This window comes from Ralstonia sp. GX3-BWBA (assembly GCF_003290055.1).
Lineage (GTDB): Bacteria > Pseudomonadota > Gammaproteobacteria > Burkholderiales > Burkholderiaceae > Ralstonia > Ralstonia holmesii.
This window is the reverse complement of the sequence record NZ_QMKS01000004.1, coordinates 1-24,245: the sequence shown is the minus strand read 5'-3', so window position 1 is coordinate 24,245 and position 24,245 is coordinate 1. Positions and strand designations below refer to the sequence as shown.

Below are 24,245 nucleotides of genomic sequence, written 5' to 3'. Positions count from 1 at the left end.
GGGCGATGCGGGTCAATGCTTGTCGGTGTCGGCGAACCAGAATGTGCGCTTGCGTTTGCCGAGACCTTTAGGTGTCACTTGGACGGGTGCCAGCGCGGAGCCGCCTCCACTGGTGCCCGTCTGATTGCCGCAGCCGAAGCACACCGGCACAGACGAGGTGGTGCCGTTGCCGTTATTGATCAGGACAACGCCATACACCGACGAGGGCGGGAAGCCACCGCCGTCGAGAACAACCGAGCGGTTCGGATTCTGCCCGGTACCGGTCAGGAAGCCGACCGAGTAGGCGCGCGCAACACCCAGGTTGGGATAGCACTGGCCTGCCGTGGGAATGGCAGGGGTGTTCGTCCCGAAGGTGGTGTATCCGGCCACCGTCAGCGGAGCGTTCACCACCTTCTCACCCGGGTTGGGCAGTGTGATGTAGAAGCCCGAACCCGATCCGTCGTACGCCAGCGTCGATGCATTGAACAGATTGGCTTCGGTGATAGGGGTCCAGCTCGCGGGCATGCTGCCGAGATTCGAATCCTTCACCATGTAGAACCGGTTGACTACGTTGTAGGCCGTACCCGGCATCGTGTTGGAAGAATACAGCGGGTGTTCCCGATCGCCGGTGCCCGCCATGATGGCGTTGTAGGCGGAGGTGGGCACCACGTCGGGGGCATAGAAGAACTTGCGCGCGTTATTGGTGTTGGCTGCGCCGCCCAGGGTAGCGAGCTGGGTGATCGTCCAGTTGGACGGAGTGTTGCCTGCGGCCGTCTGGAAATCCACGCGCCAGATATTGCCGCCGACGTCTCCGGCGTAAGCCATCTGGATATAGCCGCTGCCCGTGCGATCGACCACCGTGACGTCAGAGGGAATCGACCGGGTCAGACCGGTGTTCTTCACGCATACACCAGGCATGCCGGTGCAGCTGGGAAGCGCGCTCCACACCGGCGCACCCGTGTAGGCATCGAGCACGATGATGCCGCGGCCCACCGTATCGGTGCCGGGCGCGGGATCACTGTCCTCGGAGGACGCGTCATAGCCAGCCCCCATGATCAGCAGTGGGCCGGAGTAGCCCGCCACCGTCATGAGACGCGGTTTTGACCAGGTCTGGCCGAGTTCCGGAATGTCGCTATTGCTGCGTGACCACAGGTATTGCGGGCTCGTCGGATTGGTCACGTCCAACGCGTAGATCAAGTTACCGCCGCGACGCGCGGTCAGGAAGATGATCGTGCGCGGGTTTCCCGGATTCCGCTGGTCCTGCATGACGGTCGTACTGCCGTCAAAGAAATCATCGCGCGGCGTCGGCGTCGGCGAAATACCGGCAGGCGTCGTGGAAAGCTGCACTTCCGGCGAGTTGGCGTAGAGACGGCTCAGCTTGCCGATGAACTCGGGCGCAATGAAGCCCCACAGTTCACCACCCGGCCGGACGCCGTTGACGCCCATGGTCTGGTTCGCATTGACGGCATGAAACACACCATCATTGGCGCCATAGAACGCCACGATGCCGATGCTACCCCCATAGTTCACGACCACAGGGCGCGAATGCAGCACGTCGCCGTGAATCGAACTGCGCACGGTCACGGATCCGCCCGGTCCGGTCTCGGCCTCCTGCCCAGCGCCGGTACTTGCCCCACCGTCAAGCGCATAGACGTCGCGCCCGCGTACCCAGTTGATCAGATAGTTTTGTTGCGCCGACGTAGTGATCTTAGGGGCACCGCTTGTGCCGGAATTGATCGCATTCAACCCGTTGGTGCCCGTGAGCCAGTTGTTGGACGTATCGAAAGACGGCATGGCCGTGCCGAGCGGACAGGTGCCCACGCCATTGCACGTGTAGAGCGTCCGTCCTGACTGGCTGGTCACGTTCTGGGCACGCATCATCTCGCCGGCGCCACCCTTTTCGACGATCTGGCCGTCAGGTGAATCGAGGTTCCAGCCCACGCCTGATGGACTGTTCTGCCAAAAACCGTTGGTTGGCCAGCCGGATACACCCGATGTCCCATAGCTGCCCGCACCGAACGTCAATGGCGGATCCTGGGTCCAGAAGCTCACCGCTGTTGGCGCGATGAAGCCCGTGCCCGCACTGCTGATGGCAGGATTCCCAAGAGAATCCTGCAGGACGATATTGCCGCTCGTGTCGTAGCCGACCTGATACTGCTTGAGGTTGCCCATCCAGCGCGGCGCGGCAGTGGCATCCGGGCGGAACATACCGATGTAGACCTGGCTCAGGAACTGACCCTGGGTGTTGACAGCGGCAGGCAGACTGACCGATGCGAAGACACTGTTGACGGCCTGGATCTCATTCAGGATCGACAACAGGGCCTGCTGCAACCCTTGCACGTCGCCAAGCTGGATGGTGTAGGCCTTGCCGCCACCGTTGGTGGCCATGCTGTTGTCGAACGCGACGTAGTCGGGGTTATTACCATCCGTGACCGTGATGGCGTAGGTCACGACGTTCTGCGGATTGGCCGAATTGGCCGTTCCCTGCAGATCGGTCTGATACATGAAGCGCGCCCACTCGTCTCCCCAGTTGCTTTGATACTTGTTATACGTGGGGATGACAATCTGCTGGAGCTGTGCAGAAGTCGGCGTCGGCGCAGCGGCCGCCAGCGCGTTGTACATCTGCGAGTCGCTTTCAGCCGGATGCCCGCTGTTGGTGGCGTTACCGATGTAGATGATGAAATTGCGCTGACACGGATCCGTGAGGGGCGACGTGTACTGGTTGCCCGACAACGCAATCATCTTGTTGAGCGAGGAATGGTACCCATAGTAAAAGGACCAGGCCTCCTGCATCGCACCCGACGTCTGGACGTTGTTGCCGTTCAGATCGCTTGGGAACTGATTCTGCATGTACGACAGGAAACTGTTCACCCCCGTGCCATCCATCAGCTGCAGGGCTTGCGCGGACGGCGAGCTTGCAGACGGGAACCGGAAGATTCCGCCCGGGCTCTTCGGGTCGAACATCATCAACCCGAGGTTCAGGTTACCCAGCAGCGGCGAAGTACTGTTGATCGACTGGATGGCTCCATACAACGCACATTGCTCTGCGCCGGAACTTTTCTTTGGGTTGGCGACGGTCAGGCCTTGCACAGAGCAGGTGAACTGGGCGTTAGCGTCAGAGTTGGCGCCGTCATCAAAGATGATCAGCACATTCGGCTTGCCAGCGTTCTGCTGCAACCCCGTATAGAGATCGATATCCTCCGCACCTGCTGGCGGCGATCCCGCCAGCGCGAGCATGAGGCTCGCCGTTGCGGTGAGGGCGATACGTTTGGCAAATGAGCGCATGTCAGTCTTCCTGGCTTGGCGCGTTCGGGCTTACGGGCACAACGTGCCAGTCAGTACCCGTACAGCGACACCCTGATGTAATGTGGTGTTCGTTTTTGTTGCGTTCGCATCGTTGACAGTGGCGGAGACGTCCCATTGCGTCGCGCTACAGTTCGACATGCCGCCAGGGGTGCCCGCCTTGGTCAGCAGCCCCGTATCGGAATTGGTGTTGACGCCGCCAAAGCAGGATGAATCGGTGGCGAAATTCGGGTTGGTCGGGTCTAACGTCAACTGGGTATTGGAGATCTGCTTGGTCGCCAGACATGTTGGCGCTGCCACCTGCGCCGTGTAGTCCGTCTTGCCATCGCCGTTCACGTCCACCGGCACGTTGGTGGCGACGGGGTTCGAGGTGAAATCGACGCTGATGACCTGCTCAATGCCCTGCTGCGCAGCGCTGCGCGCTTCCAGGCCGTATTGCTGGTTGGCGGCGATCTTGGTGTTGATCACGCCCGAGTTCATCATCATCACGACGATGCCCATGAAGATCGCCAGGAAAATCAGCGTGACAACAAGGGTCACGCCCGACTGACGTGCCGATTGGCGAACCGATAAGCGCCGCATGGCTACTCCCGTGGGCCGGCTACATTGGCGACGCGTGCGAGTTCCGCATAGACGCGTCGCTTATAGCCATCGTTGAAAGGGGCGGTGAGCGTGCCGCGGCCCATGTCGTAAGACCGCGTGTCCGTCCAGCCCGGCGACACGCCCAGCGTGCGCGCAAGCACGTTGATGCGTACGGCGGTCACGTTGCTCCAGTTCGTGGCGGCGGATGCGGTCCAGTTGTAGCCGGCCACATTGGTGCACGCGGCGCTGTTGTCGATGCCCGGATTGGCGACATAGCAATCGGGCGAACCGTTGCCGTCCATGTCAACGCCATAGGCGAAATGCAAGTCGTCGATGCCCTGGGCGATTGAGTTGGGCGGCTGCAGCGCGCCATTGGAGAACTCGACCATCTTGAGCGTATTGAGCCCGTTGTCGCTGCCGTTGCAGCGGTCACACGTAGCAATATAGAAAGCCCGTATGCTCACCTGGCGCACCGGGGCCGGATTTGCACAGGTTTTGTCTTTCAACACGAAGTCCGCGCTGTTGCTGCTGAAGACAAAGGGGGCGGTGTCCGTACTGCAGAACGAATCCTGCAAGTAGGTCTGACCCGCAACGATCGCACTGGGCAACACGGCCGCGGTTGACACGCGTCGCACCACCAGGATTTCCGAATTGAGCGATAGGTTCGGCAAACACGTTGCCGGGTTCGTATTGGCGGCATAGCCGTAGATGGCAACGGGCACCGTGGCAGGGCTGTTGGTAAAGCCAAGTGCGTTGGTGGCGCTTGCGCACACATCGGGCGTGGCCAGCGCTGAGGTTCCCAGCAGATTCAGATCACCGAGGAAGCCTCCGAGCCCGACTTCCTGGCTGATGATGTCGAGCGCATAGCGGCCGTTCTCGATCTGCGTGGCGCTGTTGCCCAGTTGCACGCGCGATTGCGAGGTGGACGCATACAGGCTTGCCAACGCGGTCAGCAGCAACAGCCCCAGCGCCAAGCCGACCATCAGTTCGACCAGCGACATCCCGCGCTGCAAACGTCGCAAGGTGCGATTCGGCGTCATGACAGCACCCCCATGCGCACCTGCACGCTGATGGCGCGCCGATAGGCGTCGTTACCGTAATTGCCGCTGCCGCTGCCGCAAGGCAGCGCCGGCGCCACGGTCTGCACCAGGCCTTGCCATGCGACGGTCACGCGATAGATCTGGTTGACCGTGTCGACGGCCTCGATACAGCCGCGCGCGCCGATCATGGCGCCCAGGGCAACGGTGCCGCTGGCGGCGGTCTCCGTATTGCCGAGCAGCGCATTGTTCCAAGCCGCGAGATCGGTGGTGACAGTGGCTTGCTGCGCGGCCGTGCCAGTCGTGCAACTGGGTGCCGAGACACCGCCCGTGCCGGCCGTGGTGATCGCACCGGCCACGGCGTAGCACGAGGCCACCTGGCGGTTGGCATTGAGCCGCGCAGCCATGTCCTGCAACAACGTCAGGGCCTGCACGCGCTGGTAGGACTCCATCTCGGACTGGTTCGAGCGAACCATCATTCCGGCCGCGCCCAGCAGCGCCACCAGCAGGATCACGACCGAAATCAGGATTTCGATCAGCGTCGACCCACGCTGCCCGGCCTTGCGTAACCGGCGATGTGACAAATGTGCGATGGCGTTCATGAGCACGTTCCCGAAACCACGGCGACGCGGCCGGTGCCGCCCACCTGTACGCAACTCGACGAGACCGATTGCGACGCGCTCGTCGGCGTGACCTGGAACGTGACGCCACCTGCAGTCGGTCGGCCATCGTTGCCGAACGACAGCGTGTTGCCGTTGCTCGCGGCAATGGTGACGCCGCTGTACGGGCCGAACGTGCGGATCACCGTGGCGGGCGTGCCCACCGTCAGCGTCCAGCCGGTCGCCCACGTGCTGGTGGTCGAGACGGTGGCGATGGCGTTCTGCTTGACCGCCTCCGCACGCGCCAACGACACGGCGGACGACAGATCAAACGACGCATTGCGTGTGGCCTGCGTCGCAATCATTCCGGAGAACGACGGCACGGCAATCGTCACGAGAATGGCGAGCACGGCCAGCGTGACCATCAGCTCGGTCAGCGTGAAACCTTGAATGGGCTTGCGCAGGATATTCATGCCTCGCCTCACTTCCAGCAGTTCGAGGCGCCAGTGGACGCCCCCTTGGCACCAGTGTTGGTCAGGGTGAGCGTGCCGCATGCGGTGTCGTTCACCTGCTGCGAGCCCTGCGGAGTCGCCGCCAGTTGGTAGGACGGCGGCACACTGCTGGCGCTCAACGTGAAGGTGTAGTTTGGCGAAACGTTGGCCGGCACATTGCTGGCGTATCGCAGCGTCGTGAGGTCCGGCGCATAGGCACGGTTGTCGAGCAGGAAGCGCTCCTGCGCGGACGCCACTTCCTGCATGAAGGATTCCGCCGCTGCGCGATTGGAGCGGACGATGTACTGGACGTAGCTGGGATACGCAATGATCGACAGGATGGCGACAATGGCCACTGTGATCATCAGCTCAATCAGCGTAAAGCCCCGCGCCGCCCGCGCGCGCTGACACCTCGGCTTGCTTGCCACGTTTTTACCCACCCGGATTTGCTGTTGCTTTTATCGTTTTGATGCGCGCCCGCCGATGACTTGGCAGGCCCGCTCACCGCTTAAACGGCAATTCTCAGCAAATATTAAGGAAAGATCATGACGGCCGGGTGGCCTTCCGAGCGGCGCAAACGTTATGCGCCGCAAATTACCTCAAATGGTGTAGCGCTTTCGACACATCACACGACGTTGAGATGTTCAGTGCCAGCAGACAGATCTGTCTGCCCGCCGCGCTTGCTGTGCAGCTTGATCTGCAGGCGCAGATCGTTGAGGGAGTCCGCATTGCGCAGCGCATCCTCGTAGGTGATCTTGTTTTCCTCGTACAGCTCGAACAGCGCCTGGTCGAACGAGATCATCCCCTGCTCGCGGGATTTCTTCATGACCTCCTTCAGCTCATGCACCTCGCCCTTGAAGATGAGGTCCTGCACCAGCGGGGTGGCCAGCATGATTTCGACCGCCGGTACGCGCCCTTTCCTGCCCTGACGCGGCAGCAGGCGTTGCGCGATCATCGCGCGCAGGTTCAGCGACAAGTCGATCAGCAACTGCTGACGCTTCTCTTCCGGGAAGAAGTTGATGATCCGGTCGATGGCCTGGTTCGAGCTGTTGGCGTGCAGCGTGGCGAGGCACAGGTGGCCGGTTTCCGCATACTGGATGGCGTATTCCATCGTGTCGCGGTCCCGGATTTCGCCGATCAGGATCACGTCCGGCGCCTGGCGCAGCGTGTTCTTCAGCGCCACGTGCCAGGACTCCGTATCCACGCCCACCTCACGCTGCGTCACCACGCAGTTCTGGTGCGTGTGTACGTATTCCACCGGATCTTCAATGGTGATGATGTGGCCGTACGAATTCGCATTGCGATACCCCACCATCGCCGCCAGCGAGGTCGACTTGCCCGAGCCCGTTGCACCCACCACGATCACCAGCCCGCGCTTGCTCATCACGATCTCGTTCAGGCTCGGCGGCAAATCCAGTTCGTCCAGCGTCGGGATCTTCGTGTTGATGGTCCGCAGCACCATGCCGGCGCGGCCCTGCTGCATGAACGCCGACACGCGGAAACGCCCCGCACCCGGCGCTGTGATGGCGAAGTTGCATTCCGAGCTGTCTTCGTACTCGCGCAGCTGCTTCTCGTTCATGATCGACTTGACCAGACCGACAGCCTGCACGGCATTCAGCGGCTGCTGCGAGATCGGCGTGACCTTGCCGTCCACCTTGATCGCGGGCGGAAATTCCGACGTGATGAACAAGTCCGAGCCACGGCTGTTCACCATCAACTGCAAGAGTTCGTGGATGTATTTGGTGGCGGCTTCGCGGTCCAGCATGGCGTGCCCCTCCTGAAGAAAATTGGAAAGCGCGCCGACGTGTCAGTCAGCGCATCAGTTCGCGTGTCAGCTCGCGAACGCGTCCGGGTTCTTGGCGATGGCGCGCGCGTCTGCGTAGTTGATCGCCGAGCGCTTGATCAGCTCCGACAGGCACTGGTCGAGCGTCTGCATGCCCATGCCGCTGCTCGTCTGCATCATCGAGTACATCTGCGAGATCTTGTTCTCGCGGATCAAGTGACGGATGGCCGGCGTGGCAATCATGATTTCATGCGCCGCAATCCGGCCCGAACCGTCGCGCGTCTTAAGCAGCGTCTGCGAGATCACCGCCTCCAGCGATTCGGAAAGCATGGTCCGGACCATCTCCTTCTCGTCCGACGGAAACACGTCGACGACCCGGTCGATGGTTTTGGCGGCCGAGCTGGTGTGCAGCGTGCCAAACACCAAGTGGCCGGTTTCTGCGGCGGTGAGCGCCAGGCGAATGGTCTCAAGGTCACGCAATTCGCCGACCAGCACCACGTCCGGGTCTTCACGCAGTGCCGACTTCAGCGCATTGGCGAATGAGTGCGTATGCGGACCAAGCTCGCGCTGGTTGATCAGGCTTTTCTTCGATTCGTGCACGAATTCGATCGGGTCCTCCACCGTGAGGATGTGGCCCATGTCGTTTTCGTTGCGGTGGTTGACCATCGCGGCAAGCGTCGTCGACTTGCCCGAACCGGTCGGGCCCGTGACGAGCACCAGGCCGCGCGGCTTCATCGCCAGGTCCGCAAACACGGCAGGCGCCTTCAGGTCATCCAGCGAGAGCACCTTCGACGGAATCGTCCGGAACACGGCTGAAGCGCCGCGGTTCTGGTTGAACGCGTTGACCCGGAAACGTGAGAGCCCTGGAATCTCAAACGAGAAGTCGACTTCCAGGTTCTCTTCGTAGACCTTGCGCTGCCCGTCGCTCATGATGTCGTACACCATGGAGTGCACATCTTGGTGCGTGAGCGGCGGCACGTTGATCCGGCGCATGTCGCCGTGGATCCGGATCATCGGCGGCAGTCCGGCCGACAGATGCAAGTCCGACGCCTTGTTCTTGGCGGAAAACGCCAGAAGCTGCGCGATGTCCATCTTATAATGACCCCCGACTTTTTTATGTCGCCCGGGCGTCGCAATGGCGCCTCCAGACGCGCTCCGAGCCGTTGATTTGACGTGCCGGAACCTTGTTTATTTGTAACAAACGTCGCCGGATTATGTCTGTAATCGCCGCCAACTTGCAAGCCGTGCGTCAACGGATCACAACGGCCTGCACACTGGCTTCGCGCGATGCTGCGGGTGTCACATTGCTGGCCGTTTCCAAGACGTTCGACGCCGATGCCGTACGCGCCGCACACGCCGCAGGGCAACGCCTCTTTGGCGAAAACTACGTGCAGGAAGGCGTTGCCAAGATCGACGCGCTGTCCGACTTGCGCACGGGCGCCGACCCGATCCGTTGGCATTTCATCGGCCCCCTGCAGAGCAACAAGACCCGCACCGTGGCCGAGCAGTTCGACTGGGTACACAGCGTCGACCGCCTCAAAATTGCCGAGCGCCTCTCAGCCCAGCGCCCCGACACCTTGCCACCGCTGCAGGTCTGTCTTGAGATCAACATCAGCCGCCAGGCCAGCAAGCATGGTCTGCTGCCCGATTTCGATGAAGTGCTTGCCGTGGCACAAGCCGTCTCGGCGCTGCCCCGCCTGCAGTTGCGCGGCCTGATGGCCGTGCCCGAGCCGAGCGATGACCCTGCCGCGCAGCGCAAGCCGTTTGCTGATCTGCGTGCCCTGGCAGGTCGGCTGCGCGAGGCCGGCATCCCGCTCGATACGCTGTCGATGGGCATGTCCGCCGACCTGGAAGACGCGATTGCCGAAGGCGCCACCATTGTGCGCGTCGGCAGCGCCATCTTCGGGGCGCGGCAGTATGCAAACGCCTGAATTCCTGTTTTCTTTCACACCACCATTCTCATGCTCGACACACTGAAACTCGGCTTCATCGGCGGCGGCAACATGGCAGCGGCCCTCATCGGCGGCCTCATTGCCAAGGGCGCGCACGGCGCCAACATCGTGGTGGTGGACCCGACCGAACCTGCCCGCAGCCGCGCCGAACAAACCTGGGGCGCTCGCACCGCCGCCTCCCCGGGCGCAGAACTGGCCGACCGCGACGTGATCGTCCTGGCCGTCAAGCCGCAGCAAATGCGTGAGGTCTGTGCGCAACTCGCACCGCATCTGGGTGACAGCCTCGTGCTGTCGGTGGCGGCGGGCATCCGGATCCAGGATCTGTCCCGTTGGCTGAATGGGCACGCACGTGTGGTTCGGGCGATGCCGAATACGCCAGCGCTCTCGGGTCTGGGGATGACCGGCTTGGCCGCCAATGCGGGCCTGTCGGATGCCGACCGTGCCACCGCCAGCGCCATCGCCAATGCTGTCGGCAAGAGCGTGTGGGTGCCCGCCGAGGCGCAGATTGATGCGGTGACCGCCATCTCGGGCAGCGGCCCGGCGTACGTGTTCTATTTCATCGAGGCGATGCAGCAGGCAGCGAAGGAACTGGGGCTATCGGCAGAGGATGGGCGCACGTTGGCGGTCGAGACGTTTATTGGCGCGGCCACGCTGGCAGGCCAATCCTCTGAGCCGATTGAGGTACTGCGCGAGCGCGTGACGTCCAAGGGTGGGACGACCTATGCGGCGCTCGCTTCAATGGAAGGGGCCGATATTAAGGCTGCCTTTGTGCGGGCAATGCATGCTGCGGCGGCTCGTGGGAAGGAGATGGGGGAGGAGTTTGGGCGGGATTGAGGCGGTCGGTCCATCTGTGTTTCGTTCCCTGCCGGGGCTGAAACAGGTGAAGCACCACCAACCCCCTAGCGCAGCAAATACGCCCCCACCACCCCAGCAAACAAACAAGCCCCCAGCCAATTGTTATGCCGGAAAACAAAAAAGCACTTCATCCGATCCCGCGTCTGCAGCATCGGGTAATACCAAAGCGACAACGCCACGGCAGCGGCAAACCCGATCCAATACGCCACGCCTAGCGCCATCGCATGGCCAGCCCAAGCCATGATCCCGAAGAACCCCACGTAGCACAGCATGATCGCCGCCACGTCGTAGCGTCCGAAGGTAATGGCCGATGTTTTGATGCCGATGAGCAGATCATCATCGCGATCGACCATCGCGTATGCGGTGTCGTAGGCAATCGCCCAGAACACATTGCCGGCAAGCATCAGCCACGCCAGCACCGGCACCTGATCCTGCACCGCTGCGTACGCCATCGGGATCCCAAACCCGAACGCAATACCCAGGTACGCCTGCGGAATCGCGAAGAACCGCTTGAAGAAAGGATACGTGCCGGCAATCACGATGGCCGCCACCGACATCCACTTGGTCAGCGCATTGAGCGGCAGGATCAGCGTGAAGGCGACGAGCGACAGCGCCGCGGCAACCGCCAGCGCCTCCCACGGGGCAATCAGGCCAGCGGTGAGCGGCCGTTCCTTGGTGCGTTTGACGTGTTTGTCAAAGTCGCGATCCGCCCAGTCGTTGACGGCGCAGCCAGCCGAGCGCATCAGGAATGTGCCGACCGTGAAAATCACCACCAGCGACATCGACGGATGGCCATCAGCGGCCATCCATAGCGCCCACAGCGTCGGCCACAGCAGCAGCAGCGTGCCGATCGGTTTGTCCATGCGCATCAGGCGCGCATAGAGCACGAGGCGGCTGGGTTGGGCGGCGGACGATTGCATGGAAATCACCAAAGAAAAATGGCGCCTGCACGAGGCAAGGCGCCATTTTAGTCCCGCCGAAAGCAGCTTAGGCGGCGGCCAAATCGAAGCGGTCGAGATTCATCACCTTGACCCAAGCGGCAACGAACTCGCTGATGAAGCGCTCCTTACCGTCGGCGCTGCCAAACACCTCTGCCAGCGCACGCAGGATCGAATTCGAACCGAACACCAGATCGACGCGCGTTCCCGTCCACTTGCGCTCGCCCGTCTTGCGATCGAATCCCTCGTAGATGTCGCCGGCAGGCTTCCATTCGGTGCCCATGTCGAGCAGGTTGACGAAGAAATCGTTGGTCAGCGCGCCCGGCGTGGCGGTAAATACGCCGTGCTGGCTGCCATCCGCATTGATGTTGATGGCGCGCAGGCCACCGATCAGCACGGTCAGCTCAGGTGCGGTCAGCGTCAGCAACTGGGCCTTGTCGAGCAGCAACACTTCGGCCGGCATCGCGTAGTCGGCTTTCTGGTAGTTGCGGAAGCCGTCGGCCACCGGTTCGAGCGGCGCGAACGAGGCGGCGTCGGTCTGCTCGGCCGTGGCATCGACGCGGCCCGGCGTGAACGGCACGGTGATCGTCGTGCCGGCTGCCTTGGCGGCCAGTTCGATACCGACGCTGCCCGCCAGCACGATCACATCGGCCAGCGAAGCCTTGCCGGAGGCGCGCTGAATCTCCTCCAACTTGGCCAGCGTGCCGACAACTGGCTGGTTGACTGCCCAGTCGTTCTGCGGGGCCAGACGAATGCGCGCACCGTTGGCACCGCCGCGCTTGTCCGAACCCCGGAAGGTCGAAGCAGATGCCCATGCCACCGCAACAAGTTCGGATGCCGTCAGGCCCGAAGCAGCAATCTTCGCCCTGAGGTCGGCGATGTCGGCCTCGGTCGGCTTGTACGTGGCCGCCGGCAGTGGGTCTTGCCAGATCAGGTCTTCACGCGGCACTTCGGGGCCGAGGTAACGCGACTTCGGGCCGAGATCACGGTGCGTGAGCTTGAACCAGGCGCGGGCAAAGGCTTCGGCAAACGCCTGCGGGTTGTCGAGGAAGCGGCGCGAGATTTTCTCGTACGCCGGATCGAAGCGCAGCGACAGATCGGTCGTCAGCATCGTCGGGCGGCGCTTGGGCGAATCGGGCGTCGGGCCCGGAATGATCGCATCGGCGTCCTTGGCCACCCACTGCAGCGCGCCGGCGGGGCTCTTCTCCTGCACCCATTCGTACTTGAACAGGTTTTCGAAGAAGAAGTTGCTCCATTGCGCAGGGGTCTGCGTCCAGGTGACTTCCAGCCCGCTGGTGATGGCGTCGGCGCCCTTGCCGGTCCCATATGTGCTGGCCCAGCCAAGGCCTTGGGCTTCCAGCGGAGCCGCTTCGACATCGGCGCCAACGTGGCTTGCCGCGCCCGCGCCGTGCGTTTTGCCGAAGGTGTGGCCGCCGGCGATCAGCGCGACGGTTTCTTCGTCATCCATCGCCATGCGGGCGAACGTTTCGCGGATATCACGGGCGGCGGCCAGCGGATCGCCGTTGCCGTCCGGGCCTTCCGGGTTCACGTAGATCAGGCCCATTTGCACGGCGGCCAGGGGGTTCGCAAGATTGCGGTCGCCCGAGTAGCGGCTGTTGGGGTTGTTGGTGGGCGCGAGCCAAGCGGTCTCGCTGCCCCAGTACACATCGTTGTCCGGTTCCCAGGTGTCTTCACGGCCCGCGGCAAAGCCGAAGGTGCGGAAACCCATGGTTTCGAGTGCCACGTTGCCGGTCAGGATCAGCAGGTCGGCCCACGAGATGGCTTGGCCGTACTTCTGCTTGATCGGCCACAGCAAGCGGCGCGACTTGTCGATGTTGACGTTGTCGGGCCACGAGTTGAGCGGTGCGAATCGTTGCTGGCCGCGCCCTGCACCGCCACGGCCGTCTCCGGTGCGGTACGTGCCGGCGGCGTGCCACGCCATGCGGATGAACTGCGGGCCATAGTGACCGAAGTCTGCCGGCCACCAGTCTTGCGAATCCGTCATCAGGCGGCGCAAATCGGCCTTGAGCGCGTCGTAGTCGATCGCATTGAATGATTTGCGGTAGTCGAACTTCGACCCGAGCGGATCAGACTTCTCGGAATGCTGGTTCAGCAGATCAACGCGCAGCTGATTGGGCCACCAGTCTTTGTTGGCCGTACCGCCACCGAAGGCGTGCGAAGCAGCGGGAGCATGGCCGGGAAACGGGCATTTGGCTTCAGTCGTCATGATTCTCTCGTTTAGGTCATGGGGTTGATGCAGCCCCACCCGCAACACAACGGGCTCGCGGGAGGGGCGCAATTCGCTGCTGTCGAAACGCCTGTCGCAAACGTGGCGAACGGCCGTCAAGCCAGCGTTAAGCCAGGAGCGAGCGCAGCATCCACGCGGTCTTTTCGTGCGTGTCCATGCGTTGCGTCAGCAGGTCGGCGGTCGGTTCATCGGCGGCCTTGTCGACATCGGGGAACAGGCTGCGGGCGGTGCGCGTCACGGCTTCGTGGCCGGCTACCAGCTCGCGCACCATGTCCATCGCCTCGGGAATGCCCTTCGATTCCGGAATCGACGACAGCTTGGCGAACTCCGAATACGAGCCCGGAGCGGGATAACCCAGCGCGCGAATGCGCTCAGCCACGGGGTCGACGGCATTCCACAGTTCGTTGTACTGCGTCTCGAACATCAGATGCAGCGTGTTGAACATCGGGCCGGTGACGTTCCAGTGGAAGTAATGCGTCTTCAGATACAGCGAGTAGGTATCGGCCAGCAGGCGCGACAGGCCTTCGGCGATCTTCTTGCGATCCTTGTCGGCGATGCCGATGTTGATCTGGGCTGCGGCAGTCGCGCCGTTGTTCTTCTTTGCCATCTGGATTCCCCTATGAAGTGGTGTGCAAAAACGCGATGCCCTTCTCTTGATTCAGCGTCGGGCCACGCGTGCTTCAAGCCTTCTTTCGGTTGCCGCTCGCGCAGCAAGTTCCGATCGTCGCAGCGTCCGATGACGAAACGCAGAGCGGATGGCAACCGAGCATCAGGCCGGTCATCAGACCATGAGCTGCACCATGCCGTGCAGGAGCACGATCATAGCGCCGGCAGCCACGATCGTTAGACCGATCTGCTTGCGCACCCACTTGCGTTGCAGGCGGGCGGATTCCGCAGCGCGGGTGCCGAGCCCACCGGCCGCGCTGCCGGGCATGCCGGACAGCGTCGGCACCTCTGCCTGCGACGCGCGCACGGTGCCCGCAAACCCCTGCCATTCCGAAACAAACATCCGCACCATTGCCATGCTTTTTCTCCTTGCGACCCCGCGCGTTCTTGACGCCCGCACGACAAGCGCGGGCAGCTTCATGCATCCATCAGGTCAGTGCGATTCACCATAGGCAGCGAGCCATTCCAGCACGGTCGCGACGGTGTTCGAGGCAAGCGGCAAGGACATGACGGGCTCCACGGTGATTGAGTAGTAAGCGATGCGCTCACGATGGAAGACAGTCTACATTTTTGCTATCGAATCGTATATTTGATTGTTTTTATCTATCAATTAGGCGTGCGCTATGACCGCCATGAATGACGGCTGTCCGCGTAGCGAAGATAATTAGAAAATAGCGAAGTAGATTAGAAAATATCGAAGTTTGGATTGGGTGCTACCCAGCGAGAAGCCGCACTACAGAGCCATTCCCCTCACTTTTTCGGCTCTACGAAATGATGCGCCGCACCATTTGATGCGCAGCGCATCCGCCCATCACGTCGTCCGACCACAACGTTCGCGGCTGCGAACCAAGTCCAGTACTTCGCCGGATAGCCTCAGCCTACCTGGTGTTGTATGGTTCAAGAACGTGGTTACACGAGCCGCATCACACCTTTCATACCTCCATGGCTGCCAAAGACACCTGCCGTCACCAATCGACCCCAGCGGTCGATGTCGGCAGCCGCGCGTTCGCTCCGTCAGAGCGAACTCACTCGCGAATAGCTGACTGACCTCGGGCTTCTTCGGCTCCCGGCGTTGCCGGGTTCGATGGCTGCGGCTGCAAGCCATTGATTCGCGTATGGAGAATCATCATGTCTGCTCCCCGGCAACCTTCGGAGCACCCACCTGGATTTGTTCCTTTAGGGGATCTGTCCGAGCAGCGTAGTGCGGCGGCATGGCATCTGCTCATCCCCTCGAACACGCACACCGTCCTTGAGGCTGCCCGACAAGCCAAACTGGACCTTGCGGTGATAAAAGAAGATGAGCATGAATCCTCATCTGCTGGACCGGCTGTGGCGACGCCGGCAGAAGTGGTTCCCGCTCCTCGCCGTGCTCGGCCCCGGCATATTCAGGTTTTTGGGCCTGAAGCGCTGGCGCTCGCCAACGAGCACATGCAAGGTGCAGACCGCAGCCAGCGGCGGTGCGCCGAGACATTGTTGGAGCGAGCCGGGAGCAATGAGGGCTACCGCGCACTACCTCGTGTTCGATCTGCCCTGAAGAAGCTCGAAACGGCGCGGAGCGTGTTCGGCAACCTGAGTGAGCCGATTGAGAAGCTCAGGATTGATCTCACGTTGAACAGTGCGATGCGGACAAAGGATTTCCGGATTCGGCCGATCCTGCTGACAGGACCACCAGGCATTGGAAAAACGCACTTTGCGCTGAAGTTGGCAGAGCTTCTGAATGTGCCAATGCGGAAGTGGTCCGCTGGAAGTGCCCAGGCAAGCTTCCAACTGACGGGCGGCGATAGCGCCTGGCACAGCGCTCGACCTGGGATGGTTATTGAGATGCTCGCCCGTGGCAGCTCGGCGACGCCTGTGCTCATCTTGGACGAAGTGGACAAGATTGGTAGCGATGTCCGCTACCCGGTAACTCCTGTACTGCTGGATCTACTTGAGTCCGAGACAGCAAGCACATTCCAAGACATGTTCTTGCATATGGCGTTTGACGCCAGTCGGATCATCTACGTCCTGACGGCCAATGATCTCAACGCTGTGCCTTCCCCGCTATTGAGCCGCGTAGAGGTGTTTGACATCCCGGCACCTGAGCCCGAGCAGCGGTTGCTGCTTGTTTTGGCGGAGGTGCAGCGGCTGCAGCGTGCCACCGGCAAGCGCATTGAGTTGGACGCCAGCGCGGCAGAAGCCTTGGCAGGACGGAGCGACCTAGATCTGCGCGCAACACATCGTTTGGTCCAGGATGCTTTTGCGACTGCGATGGCATCAGGAAAGCACGTCGCCGCGCCCAAGATGCCGCGGCGCGCCGGGCGGCAGGCGATCGGCTTCGTGGCAGACCGACAATCTGGTGAGCGGGCCTAGGGGCAATGAATCACCATGCCCGCGACCTACGCTATTGCAATCGCCCTGTGGAGAGACGCGCTGCCGCGAAGGCGTGGACGGAGTAATCTGGGGGGCAGGACAAATGGAGCAAGCCATGCCGGCAGACAAATTCGGCCGATTCATGACCAGCGATACATTTTTGACGCGCGCGGACGCGGCAGTTGCCGCGGCAGTACGCCGCCTCGAAAAGCAAGGCATCGTACCGGCTTACATCCGACGCCAACCAGAGCCGCAGGCAAAATCTGAAGCGGCCCCAAGCGACATCCCTCCTGATGTGAGCCAGGACGTCACGAGTAAGCATGAATCTCCTGGTTCTAAGTGACCTGCACCTCGAATTCACTACCCTCGACATCGACACGACGGGCGCTGATGTCATCGTGCTTGCTGGTGACATTCATATAGGCAAGCGAGGAATGCCTTGGATTGAAGCCCAGAGTCGTGGCCTGCCGGTCATCTATGTGCCTGGCAACCACGAGTTCTACAAAGGCGAGCACAGCAGAGTGCTGCGAGATCTGCGGGCGGCATGCGCGGCAACGTCGAACGTTCATCTCCTCGACATGGATAGATTCGTGATCGGGGACGTAGAGTTCCTAGGTGCCACGCTCTGGACAGACTTCGCTTTGTACGGGGGTACAGAAGAAAACGTGCGTACCGCCGAAGGCTACGCTGGTCGAGGCATGTCCGACTTCACCGGGGCCATTCGTTTTGAATCGCACGGGGTGTTCAGAAAGTTGCAACCGCGGGATACGACACGGATGCACCACGTCGCGCGCGACTGGCTCCGCACGGAACTAATGTCCCCTTCACAGCACAGGCGGGTGGTCGTTACCCATCACGCCCCTTCGGCCAAGAGTGTCTCGTCGCGCTATCAAGATGATCCGCTGACGTCTGCATATGCCAGCCGCATGGATGATGTGGTCCAACTGGCCGATCTATGGATTCATGGCCATATGCACGACAGCTTCGACTACAGCGTCGGCGCATGTCGCGTTATATGCAATCCACGGGGATATGCACCGAAAGGACACCCAGCGGAAAATCAGGCCTTCAGTACTGGATTAGTGCTTGAGATATAGGTAAGCACCCGGTGAACCCGTCTTGCCAGCTAGGTGGCGCTGGGCGTCCAGCGATGCGGGAGCAGTTCGGCGATGTCGGCCGCCTTGTGGGTCGGCAGTCGCGTGAGGACGTCTTTCAGATAGGCGTAGGGATCGTGCCCGTTGAGCTTGGCCGATTGGATCAGGCTCATGACGGCAGCCGCGCGTTGACCGGCGCGCAGTGAGCCTGCAAACAACCAATTGGAGCGACCCAGGGCAACCGGCCGGATCTGTCGCTCGACGTGGTTGTTGTCGATGGGCACCGTCGGGTCGTCGAGGTAACGCACGAGAGCCGGCCACCGCTTGAGGCTGTAGTCAATGGCCCGCGCGATCGCCGAGCCGTCTGGGACGCGGCGTCGCTGTTCCTCGAGCCAGGCGTGCAGCCGCTCTAGAATCGGGCCAGCCCTTTGTTGCCGCGCTGCCAGGCGCTGGTCTGGCTCAGCATCCCGCACTTGCGCCTCGATCTCGTACAAGCTCACCATGTAGCGCAGTGCCTGGCCCGCCAATTCGCTCTTGTGCTTGTCGTGCAGTTCAAAGAACTTGCGCCGCGAATGGGCCATGCAACCGATCTCAGTGACGCCACCGTCGAAGCTGGCCTTGTAGCCGGCGAAGTCATCACATACCAGCTTGCCTTGCCACTGCCCCAGGAACGCGCGAGCGTGCTCGCCGCTGCGGCTGGGCGCAAACTGGTAAATCACCGCGCGCATCTTCTCGAACTCGCTCGGCGCATAGGCCCACAGGTAGGCGCGGTGCGTCTTGCCATTGCCGGGCGCGAGCATCTGCACTGGCGTTTCGTCGGCGTGCAGAACACCGTGGCTCAGAACCTCTTCTTGCAGGGCGTCCACCAGCGGTTGCAGACGCACGCCACAGATGCCCACCCACGCGCCCAGTGTCGATTGCGGGATGGCCAGACCGGCGCGCGCATAGATGCGCTCCTGCCGATACAGGGGAAGGTGGTCGCCGAACTTGGACACCAGCGTATGTGCCAGCAGTCCGGCCGTCGGGATGCCTTTGTCGATGACGTGGGGTGGCACCGGCGTCTGCACCAGCGTCTCACACTGATCGCACACCCATTTGCCGCGGATGTGACGCTCCACGGTGAACGTGCCCGGCGTGTAGTCCAGCTTCTCGCTGATGTCTTCGCCAATGCGCTTGAGCGCACACCCACAGGTGCAGGTCTCTGCGTCCGGCTCGTGGTGGATGTCGGTGCGCGGCAACTGCGGCGGCAATGCCTGGCGCTTGGGCTTGCTCTTGGCTTCAGATTTGGACGACGGCAGGAGCGCTTCCAGTTCGGTCTCAATCGCCTCGAGGTCTGCGTCAATGGCTTCGTCCAGCAGACTCGCCTGTTCAGATGTCAGTTGCTCGCTGCGCTTGCCGAACTTCCAGCGCTTGTGGATGGCCAGCTCGTGTGTGAGCTGGTCGATCTTGGCTTGCCGGTACCGCAACTCCCGGTCCTTCTCGCCGACCTGGGCCATCAACTGCGCAGCCAGTGTGCGCAGTTCGTCCGGGCTCAGGGCATCGAGGTTGGTGGGTAGGTTCATGCGGCGAGTCTGCCAGAACCCCAAGTCCTCTGGAAGGAAGCCAGTTTACGGCTTTGGGGGTATTACACGACCGTGATCGCGTGGTCGTGGGTGAGCGTCTGCCAAGGCAGCCCCGTCACCAGCGCACGCAATTGCTCGGGATTGAGCGCCGTGGCGATCGCCTGGTCGCCGTTCGTCCAGATGAAGCGCCCCTTGTTGAGGCGCCGCGCGGCCAGCCAGATGCCGAAGCCGTCGTAGACCAGCACCTTCATGCGCGTCGAACTCTTATTGGCAAACAGGTAGGCGTGGTGGGGGCGTGCCGCGCCGAACACCTTGACGACCCGCGCGAGGATCGTTTCGGTACCGGCGCGCATGTCCAGCGGCTCCACGGCCAACCAGATCGCGTCCACCCGAATCAACGCAACCACCCTTGCAGCCACTGGGCGCACTGCGCTGCGGCCGATCCCGGCCAGCGAAGACTGATCGTCGTCGCGCCACGGCGGACTTCGATCTGGATGTCCGGCACGGCAGTGGTCGGCTCGCCGATCCGCAACGGGATGAACTCGCCTTGCGGCACCCTCATCAACTCGCGGTCCTCAGGCGCGCCATTCTTTGCTTCCTGCTCGGCGACCCAGCGCCGCAGCAGATTCGCATTGAGGCGATGGTGCAGGGCTATCGCCGCGATCGAAACACCCGGCTGCATGCACTCCTGCACTGCCTTGGCCTTGAACTCGGCGCTATGCCGACGTCGGCGCCGTATTGGCGCGCTCTCTTCGATAGTGTCCACGTGTCCACCTAGAACTAGATGGACACGATGCTCCTTGCTACGCGGGTCCCCTTCAAGACGGGTTCACCGGGTGCTTACAGATATAGCCCCGTAACCCATCGTTGGGGAATCACACCGATTGGTAGGCACTCTTGCGGCGCCGCACATTACCTCGGGCGATGAGGCTACACGCGTGAAAGTCGCATGCTGAGACACGGCACTAGCGTTGCTTTTCCCATGCTTGACTTCCGCGCGCACCTCTGGCCAAATAGCGCCCCATGACCAGTAACGTGCGCCGAACTCCGTCCAATCTCATTGAAGGGGCATTCCATGCCCCTTCAGGCGCAGTCATATGGCTTGAATCTAGGAAACAACAGCTTGCCGCAGATATTGTTTCAGCCCACGCCGCCTGCACCAACGCTCTGACGTTCGGCAACAAGGACTTTGTCCGAGGATTGCATGTTGCTGCCCGCGGGCTTGGGGAGCGAATTGGATACAGTGGCAAGCTTGCGGCATTGTTCGAGCGCCACCGTCACTGGTTCAAAAACGGCCAGAACATCGATGTTCATGCAATAAAGCCCGCGCTCCGACTGGTGCAAACGACAGAGGAAGAGCAGCTGTGGACGTTGGCTCGTGCGTGCTGGTCCATGCCGTACTCGAAAGGATACGGCCGCAGGTTACGCTTCCTTGTAGTGGACGAAACCCATGGCGGCCTGATTGGTATCCTGGGACTGCAATCCCCTCCGGCAGACCTTGCCTGCCGAGACACACTATTCGAGTTTCCCGCTGGTCGGAAACTCGAGCTGGTCAACCAAACGATGGACGCCTACACCATCGGCGCGATCCCGCCTTATAGCTTCCTGCTAGGAGGCAAGCTTTGCGCGGGACTACTCGCAGCGGACGCAATCCGGGAGGCGTACTGGCTAAGATACGCGGCGAAGCGCACGACAATGCAACGCCAACAAATCCAGCAGCCGCTCGTAGCGATTACAACGACCAGCGCGTTTGGCAAGAGCGCGCAGTACAACCGCCTGCGATACGATAGCCGTCTGCTGGCGGAGCCGATTGGTTACACGAAGGGATTCGGGATGCTCCATTTGGAGCATCTCTACGATCGCATGTGCGATTTGCTGGTAGCCCATGGACAGCTGACACCCAACGGATATGGAAACGGCCCCAAGGTTCGCTGGCAAAACGTTACCAAAGCGCTGATGTTGCTTGGGTTACCGCTGGACCTACTTGCACATGGCGTGCAACGTGAAGTCTATCTATTCAACCTAGTCAGCGACCTCCACTCTGGCATGGCAGGCGGTTCTTTCGGAGCCCCCCAAAGACTATCTGTGGATGAGTACTCGGATTACTGGAAGCAACGATGGGCAGTACCTCGATCCCACCGCTACCCAGATTGGCGCGAAGTCGATGCACAAAATCTAGTGCGCGAGAAGGTCCAAGAATGGGACCTTCTCACAGCGCAAAAAAAACAGCGCTAACAACTTGGACGTCTTTCACGTGACGTCTCAATTTTCGTTTCCAATTCCAGCTCGCCGATCTGTTGAAGTCGGCCAAGAACCCCTGCCAAGTCTTCGAAGTGCAATCGCCACAGCGTCCCAACGCCACTGGAGTACTTGCCAGCGTTGAACTGCTTTGGGCGCGCCCGCAGAACTGTGACCTCGTTACGCACCTGCAGCGCAAGTGCGACGCCAACCGCCTGCAGTTTCGATCCCATGTGAATGAGCCAGACGTTCGATCCCGCGCTTTGATCAATCTGGCTGACCAGAGTGCCCAATGTCTGGCGATAGTCTCGCGTACTGCAAGTATGGTGGTTGCGCTCACATAGTGACGGAGCGGTCGTATCAGAAGGCTCCTTACCTACCATTACTGCCAGCTGACGATTTACGATTCGACGCTGCAGATCCAATCGCCACCTCATGGAAGACGCGGGTGGCTCACCAAGGATCCAGAAGATGGATGACACTGGCGACACAAGTGGCTGATCGCTGATGTGAGCAAGGCAGCGCACCAACCGAGATGTGCGTAACGAGGGCAGCGCGATAACTCGATCAGGGCGATTCTCTGCGTTCAAACCAGGATACAGCTCGTTGACGTCCACATCGGAGACACCTTGCTCGGCAAACGAGCTGTCGTCACCATCCGACAAGGCTTCTTGGACCAACTCCTCGAGCCTCGATTCATATTCGAAGCGCGGAGGAGCATATTCCTCTGGCTCTGCGTAGACGATGTCGAGTACGAGTCGGGGTGCCTGTGGAATGAGCGTTGCAAGAACGGACAGGATCAACGTACTTGATGCGCCGCTAATATCGAAAGCGACGCGAACTTTCTGTCGGCTTTGCCGAAGCTCCTGCAGCGCAGCTTGCACGGCGCATTGCACCTCATGCGGACTTTCGGCGCTGAAGGTGCGAATTTCGGAACAAAAACGCGACAGAGCCCCGCGGATGGCATCCCCATTACCCTCGTTGTCCTGAGTATTGATGTCGTAGCAACCTAGCAAGGCAATAGCCGCCCCACCCTGAGGTAAGCGCTCAGCGAACAATTGGGGGATAGCGGAAGCTCGATCCTCAAAACCAAGGGCACTAATTAGCAGATCGGGAGAAACCTCATCTCCATCCCACGGTTCAACTTCGGGAAGAGACACCTGTACATCGTCAAAGCAAATTCGTTTGACGAAAGCCTGCTTGTCAGTCATCTGTATCCTCGAACAATTCCCCACTGAACCGATCCGCGCCGCTCTTGGTGGCATACGACATCCTTGCTCGATCCGCAAAACGCTCCGGAGCCGTCAGGAATGTTTGCAGCTCCTCAATGTCGCGCACCCCTAGATAACTATCACGCTTGAGCGAAAGTCCGAATGCTGGATTGAATATTCGCCGCAACTCCCAACGCATAGTTTGCTTTGAAAGCCCCTCCTTGGCGCGACTGTCTTGTAGCTCAATAAAGATCGCTCGCCGGAGAAGCTCGCGCGCGAGAGATCCTAGCTCTGGGTCAAGATCACGTAACAAGGCAATCGTCGATCTCGGTTCATCCTTGGTCATCTCCAGACGGTAAAGTCGATACGGCTCCTTCGCAGAGTTCAGTCGCCCCTTAACCATCACGTCACGGACGGCCGCCCCCCGCGTCAGAATAGTTGTCGCCCCGATAGATTCTTGAGTCTCTGACTTCAAGACTCTTACCTTGGTGGTAGGTGGCTGTGGAGCTTGTGGGCGAAGGCCTGCGCGGTGGGCAACGCACCAGCGTTGTCCACGGCAAGCTGGCCGGTGCGCGAAGCGCATCGTCCACAAATCCACAGCCTCGCCTTCCCACCGATTTTTGAAGCACGGGGGCGTTGAAGAGGACGAATTGGCTCGATACGGACAAGCATTCAAGGATCGCGCGGTGGCCAGGCTGCTGCCGCCCGAAAGCGCCGCGGTGGAAGCCGTGGCAGGGGAGATCGGCGTGAACGCCGACACGCTGGAGCGCTGGCGCTCCGAGGCATTGGCCAAGCCGGCGCGCGAGCGCATCTGGACGGCTGCGGCCCGGCTGGAGGCGGTCATCACGACGGCAGCCATGGACGAGACGGCGCGCAGCGCCTGGTGCCGCAAGAACGGGGTGTACGCGCAGCAGCTTGCGCAGTGGCGAGGCAGCGCCACCCAGGCCCTGGCGCAGCCGCACGAGCAGCCCGCCAGTGCGCAGCAGACCAAGCAGGACCGCCGCCGCATCAAGGAGCTCGAGCGCGAGCTGCAGCGCAAGGAAAAGGCCTTGGCCGAGGCGGCCGCCTTGCTGGTGCTGTCAAAAAAACTCGAGGCGATCTTCCCCAGGGAAAAGGGCGAGGCCGAATGATCGGCCTGGAAGATCGCCGCAACATGGCCCAACACATCGAGCAGGCGCACCACGAGGGCGCCCGGCTCGCCGCAGCCTGCGAGTTCGCCGGCATCAGCGTGCGGACGCTTCAGCGCTGGAAGGCCCAGGATGGGCTGCAAACCGGCGACGGCAGGCCTACGGCCCTGCGTGGGACCCCAGGCCATGCCCTGACGCCCGAGGAGCGCCAGCGGCTGCTGGAGGTGGCCA

23 protein-coding genes and 1 pseudogene are annotated in these 24,245 nt (G+C 61.5%); 7 read left to right on the top strand and 17 right to left on the bottom strand.

Annotated features, from left to right (window positions below):
- Positions 1-12 precede the first annotated feature (12 nt).
- The 8 genes from DOD19_RS01850 to DOD19_RS01815 all read right to left on the bottom strand — a co-directional run bounded on the left by DOD19_RS01850 (position 13) and on the right by DOD19_RS01815 (position 8,866).
- Positions 13-3,264, bottom strand: a complete 3,252-nt coding sequence (locus DOD19_RS01850; RefSeq protein WP_112183722.1) for a PilC/PilY family type IV pilus protein — start codon at positions 3,262-3,264, stop codon at positions 13-15.
- 30 nt (positions 3,265-3,294) lie between these two features.
- Entirely contained in the window at positions 3,295-3,864 is a 570-nt protein-coding gene (locus tag DOD19_RS01845; RefSeq protein ID WP_024974796.1) for a pilus assembly PilX N-terminal domain-containing protein, read from the bottom strand.
- 2 nt (positions 3,865-3,866) lie between these two features.
- Positions 3,867-4,904: a PilW family protein gene (locus DOD19_RS01840; protein WP_112183720.1), complete on the bottom strand. Its 1,038-nt coding sequence runs from the start codon at positions 4,902-4,904 to the stop codon at positions 3,867-3,869.
- A complete protein-coding gene (pilV, locus tag DOD19_RS01835) occupies positions 4,901-5,503 on the bottom strand; it encodes a type IV pilus modification protein PilV (RefSeq protein WP_024974794.1) in 603 nt (200 codons plus the stop codon). Before pilV ends, DOD19_RS01840 begins: the two co-directional genes overlap by 4 nt.
- Complete coding sequence (locus DOD19_RS01830; RefSeq protein WP_024974793.1) at positions 5,500-5,973, bottom strand: GspH/FimT family pseudopilin; 474 nt, start codon at positions 5,971-5,973, stop codon at positions 5,500-5,502. Before DOD19_RS01830 ends, pilV begins: the two co-directional genes overlap by 4 nt.
- 8 nt (positions 5,974-5,981) lie before the next feature.
- A complete protein-coding gene (locus DOD19_RS01825) occupies positions 5,982-6,419 on the bottom strand; it encodes a type IV pilin protein (protein WP_112184288.1) in 438 nt (145 codons plus the stop codon).
- Positions 6,420-6,616: 197 nt separating this feature from the next.
- Positions 6,617-7,756: a PilT/PilU family type 4a pilus ATPase gene (locus DOD19_RS01820; RefSeq protein ID WP_112183718.1), complete on the bottom strand. Its 1,140-nt coding sequence runs from the start codon at positions 7,754-7,756 to the stop codon at positions 6,617-6,619.
- A gap of 66 nt (positions 7,757-7,822) precedes the next feature.
- Positions 7,823-8,866, bottom strand: coding sequence for a type IV pilus twitching motility protein PilT (locus DOD19_RS01815; RefSeq protein ID WP_024974790.1), 1,044 nt, complete (start codon positions 8,864-8,866; stop codon positions 7,823-7,825).
- Positions 8,867-8,988: 122 nt separating this feature from the next.
- Here DOD19_RS01815 and DOD19_RS01810 point away from each other — a divergent pair, with 122 nt between their 5' ends.
- Positions 8,989-9,705 carry a YggS family pyridoxal phosphate-dependent enzyme gene (locus DOD19_RS01810; RefSeq protein ID WP_112183716.1) on the top strand — a complete coding sequence of 239 codons (717 nt, stop codon included), beginning with the start codon at positions 8,989-8,991 and terminating at the stop codon, positions 9,703-9,705.
- 30 nt (positions 9,706-9,735) lie between these two features.
- Positions 9,736-10,560, top strand: a complete 825-nt coding sequence (gene proC, locus DOD19_RS01805; protein ID WP_112183714.1) for a pyrroline-5-carboxylate reductase — start codon at positions 9,736-9,738, stop codon at positions 10,558-10,560.
- A 65-nt stretch (positions 10,561-10,625) separates the two neighbouring features.
- Here the strand turns inward: proC and ubiA are convergent, their stop codons facing one another.
- The 4 genes from ubiA to DOD19_RS01785 all read right to left on the bottom strand — a co-directional run bounded on the left by ubiA (position 10,626) and on the right by DOD19_RS01785 (position 14,791).
- Complete coding sequence (gene ubiA, locus DOD19_RS01800; protein WP_112183712.1) at positions 10,626-11,501, bottom strand: 4-hydroxybenzoate octaprenyltransferase; 876 nt, start codon at positions 11,499-11,501, stop codon at positions 10,626-10,628.
- Between the two features lie 67 nt (positions 11,502-11,568).
- Entirely contained in the window at positions 11,569-13,746 is a 2,178-nt protein-coding gene (gene katG, locus DOD19_RS01795) for a catalase/peroxidase HPI (RefSeq protein ID WP_112183710.1), read from the bottom strand.
- Positions 13,747-13,873: 127 nt separating this feature from the next.
- The gene (locus tag DOD19_RS01790) at positions 13,874-14,374 is read right to left on the bottom strand and encodes a Dps family protein (protein WP_024974785.1); all 501 of its coding nucleotides are present in this window, start codon (positions 14,372-14,374) and stop codon (positions 13,874-13,876) included.
- 174 nt (positions 14,375-14,548) lie between these two features.
- Positions 14,549-14,791, bottom strand: a complete 243-nt coding sequence (locus tag DOD19_RS01785; RefSeq protein ID WP_045202615.1) for a hypothetical protein — start codon at positions 14,789-14,791, stop codon at positions 14,549-14,551.
- A 770-nt stretch (positions 14,792-15,561) separates the two neighbouring features.
- On the opposite strand from DOD19_RS01785, the gene DOD19_RS01780 reads away from it, so the two are divergent.
- The 3 genes from DOD19_RS01780 (at position 15,562) to DOD19_RS01770 (ending at position 17,879) form a co-directional block, all read left to right on the top strand.
- A complete protein-coding gene (locus DOD19_RS01780; RefSeq protein ID WP_012435751.1) occupies positions 15,562-16,782 on the top strand; it encodes an AAA family ATPase in 1,221 nt (406 codons plus the stop codon).
- A gap of 115 nt (positions 16,783-16,897) precedes the next feature.
- Positions 16,898-17,125 carry a hypothetical protein gene (locus DOD19_RS01775; protein ID WP_012435750.1) on the top strand — a complete coding sequence of 76 codons (228 nt, stop codon included), beginning with the start codon at positions 16,898-16,900 and terminating at the stop codon, positions 17,123-17,125.
- Complete coding sequence (locus tag DOD19_RS01770) at positions 17,103-17,879, top strand: metallophosphoesterase (protein ID WP_012435749.1); 777 nt, start codon at positions 17,103-17,105, stop codon at positions 17,877-17,879. Before DOD19_RS01775 ends, DOD19_RS01770 begins: the two co-directional genes overlap by 23 nt.
- 29 nt (positions 17,880-17,908) lie before the next feature.
- On the opposite strand, the gene DOD19_RS01765 is transcribed toward DOD19_RS01770, so the two are convergent.
- The 3 genes from DOD19_RS01765 to DOD19_RS01755 all read right to left on the bottom strand — a co-directional run bounded on the left by DOD19_RS01765 (position 17,909) and on the right by DOD19_RS01755 (position 20,204).
- Entirely contained in the window at positions 17,909-19,438 is a 1,530-nt protein-coding gene (locus DOD19_RS01765) for an IS66 family transposase (RefSeq protein ID WP_009238807.1), read from the bottom strand.
- Between the two features lie 62 nt (positions 19,439-19,500).
- Complete coding sequence (gene tnpB / locus DOD19_RS01760; protein WP_131807846.1) at positions 19,501-19,827, bottom strand: IS66 family insertion sequence element accessory protein TnpB; 327 nt, start codon at positions 19,825-19,827, stop codon at positions 19,501-19,503.
- A gap of 5 nt (positions 19,828-19,832) precedes the next feature.
- Positions 19,833-20,204, bottom strand: coding sequence for a transposase (locus DOD19_RS01755; RefSeq protein WP_004633552.1), 372 nt, complete (start codon positions 20,202-20,204; stop codon positions 19,833-19,835).
- A 257-nt stretch (positions 20,205-20,461) separates the two neighbouring features.
- Between DOD19_RS01755 and DOD19_RS01750 the strand changes: the two genes are divergently transcribed.
- A complete protein-coding gene (locus tag DOD19_RS01750; protein WP_012435748.1) occupies positions 20,462-21,673 on the top strand; it encodes a Druantia anti-phage system protein DruA in 1,212 nt (403 codons plus the stop codon).
- Here DOD19_RS01750 and DOD19_RS01745 read toward each other — a convergent pair.
- Positions 21,670-22,887 carry a hypothetical protein gene (locus DOD19_RS01745; RefSeq protein WP_012435747.1) on the bottom strand — a complete coding sequence of 406 codons (1,218 nt, stop codon included), beginning with the start codon at positions 22,885-22,887 and terminating at the stop codon, positions 21,670-21,672. The two genes, DOD19_RS01750 and DOD19_RS01745, sit on opposite strands and share 4 nt — an antisense overlap.
- Positions 22,880-23,362 carry a hypothetical protein gene (locus DOD19_RS01740; protein ID WP_239497947.1) on the bottom strand — a complete coding sequence of 161 codons (483 nt, stop codon included), beginning with the start codon at positions 23,360-23,362 and terminating at the stop codon, positions 22,880-22,882. The genes DOD19_RS01745 and DOD19_RS01740 overlap by 8 nt, the downstream gene beginning before the upstream one ends.
- A gap of 175 nt (positions 23,363-23,537) precedes the next feature.
- On the opposite strand from DOD19_RS01740, the pseudogene DOD19_RS01735 reads away from it, so the two are divergent.
- Positions 23,538-24,245, top strand: a pseudogene (locus DOD19_RS01735) (transposase); the annotation flags it as partial.

What these genes read in the sequence shown, in the direction of transcription:
- DOD19_RS01850 (WP_112183722.1), bottom strand. Translation starts at nt 3,264, where the DNA reads ATGCGCTCATTTGCCAAACGTATCGCCCTCACCGCAACGGCGAGCCTC.
- DOD19_RS01845 (WP_024974796.1), bottom strand. Translation starts at nt 3,864, where the DNA reads ATGCGGCGCTTATCGGTTCGCCAATCGGCACGTCAGTCGGGCGTGACC.
- DOD19_RS01840 (WP_112183720.1), bottom strand. Translation starts at nt 4,904, where the DNA reads ATGACGCCGAATCGCACCTTGCGACGTTTGCAGCGCGGGATGTCGCTG.
- pilV (WP_024974794.1), bottom strand. Translation starts at nt 5,503, where the DNA reads ATGAACGCCATCGCACATTTGTCACATCGCCGGTTACGCAAGGCCGGG.
- DOD19_RS01830 (WP_024974793.1), bottom strand. Translation starts at nt 5,973, where the DNA reads ATGAATATCCTGCGCAAGCCCATTCAAGGTTTCACGCTGACCGAGCTG.
- DOD19_RS01820 (WP_112183718.1), bottom strand. Translation starts at nt 7,756, where the DNA reads ATGCTGGACCGCGAAGCCGCCACCAAATACATCCACGAACTCTTGCAG.
- DOD19_RS01815 (WP_024974790.1), bottom strand. Translation starts at nt 8,866, where the DNA reads ATGGACATCGCGCAGCTTCTGGCGTTTTCCGCCAAGAACAAGGCGTCG.
- DOD19_RS01810 (WP_112183716.1), top strand. Translation starts at nt 8,989, where the DNA reads ATGTCTGTAATCGCCGCCAACTTGCAAGCCGTGCGTCAACGGATCACA.
- proC (WP_112183714.1), top strand. Translation starts at nt 9,736, where the DNA reads ATGCTCGACACACTGAAACTCGGCTTCATCGGCGGCGGCAACATGGCA.
- ubiA (WP_112183712.1), bottom strand. Translation starts at nt 11,501, where the DNA reads ATGCAATCGTCCGCCGCCCAACCCAGCCGCCTCGTGCTCTATGCGCGC.
- katG (WP_112183710.1), bottom strand. Translation starts at nt 13,746, where the DNA reads ATGACGACTGAAGCCAAATGCCCGTTTCCCGGCCATGCTCCCGCTGCT.
- DOD19_RS01790 (WP_024974785.1), bottom strand. Translation starts at nt 14,374, where the DNA reads ATGGCAAAGAAGAACAACGGCGCGACTGCCGCAGCCCAGATCAACATC.
- DOD19_RS01785 (WP_045202615.1), bottom strand. Translation starts at nt 14,791, where the DNA reads ATGGCAATGGTGCGGATGTTTGTTTCGGAATGGCAGGGGTTTGCGGGC.
- DOD19_RS01780 (WP_012435751.1), top strand. Translation starts at nt 15,562, where the DNA reads ATGTCTGCTCCCCGGCAACCTTCGGAGCACCCACCTGGATTTGTTCCT.
- DOD19_RS01775 (WP_012435750.1), top strand. Translation starts at nt 16,898, where the DNA reads ATGCCGGCAGACAAATTCGGCCGATTCATGACCAGCGATACATTTTTG.
- DOD19_RS01770 (WP_012435749.1), top strand. Translation starts at nt 17,103, where the DNA reads ATGAATCTCCTGGTTCTAAGTGACCTGCACCTCGAATTCACTACCCTC.
- DOD19_RS01765 (WP_009238807.1), bottom strand. Translation starts at nt 19,438, where the DNA reads ATGAACCTACCCACCAACCTCGATGCCCTGAGCCCGGACGAACTGCGC.
- DOD19_RS01750 (WP_012435748.1), top strand. Translation starts at nt 20,462, where the DNA reads ATGACCAGTAACGTGCGCCGAACTCCGTCCAATCTCATTGAAGGGGCA.
- DOD19_RS01745 (WP_012435747.1), bottom strand. Translation starts at nt 22,887, where the DNA reads ATGACTGACAAGCAGGCTTTCGTCAAACGAATTTGCTTTGACGATGTA.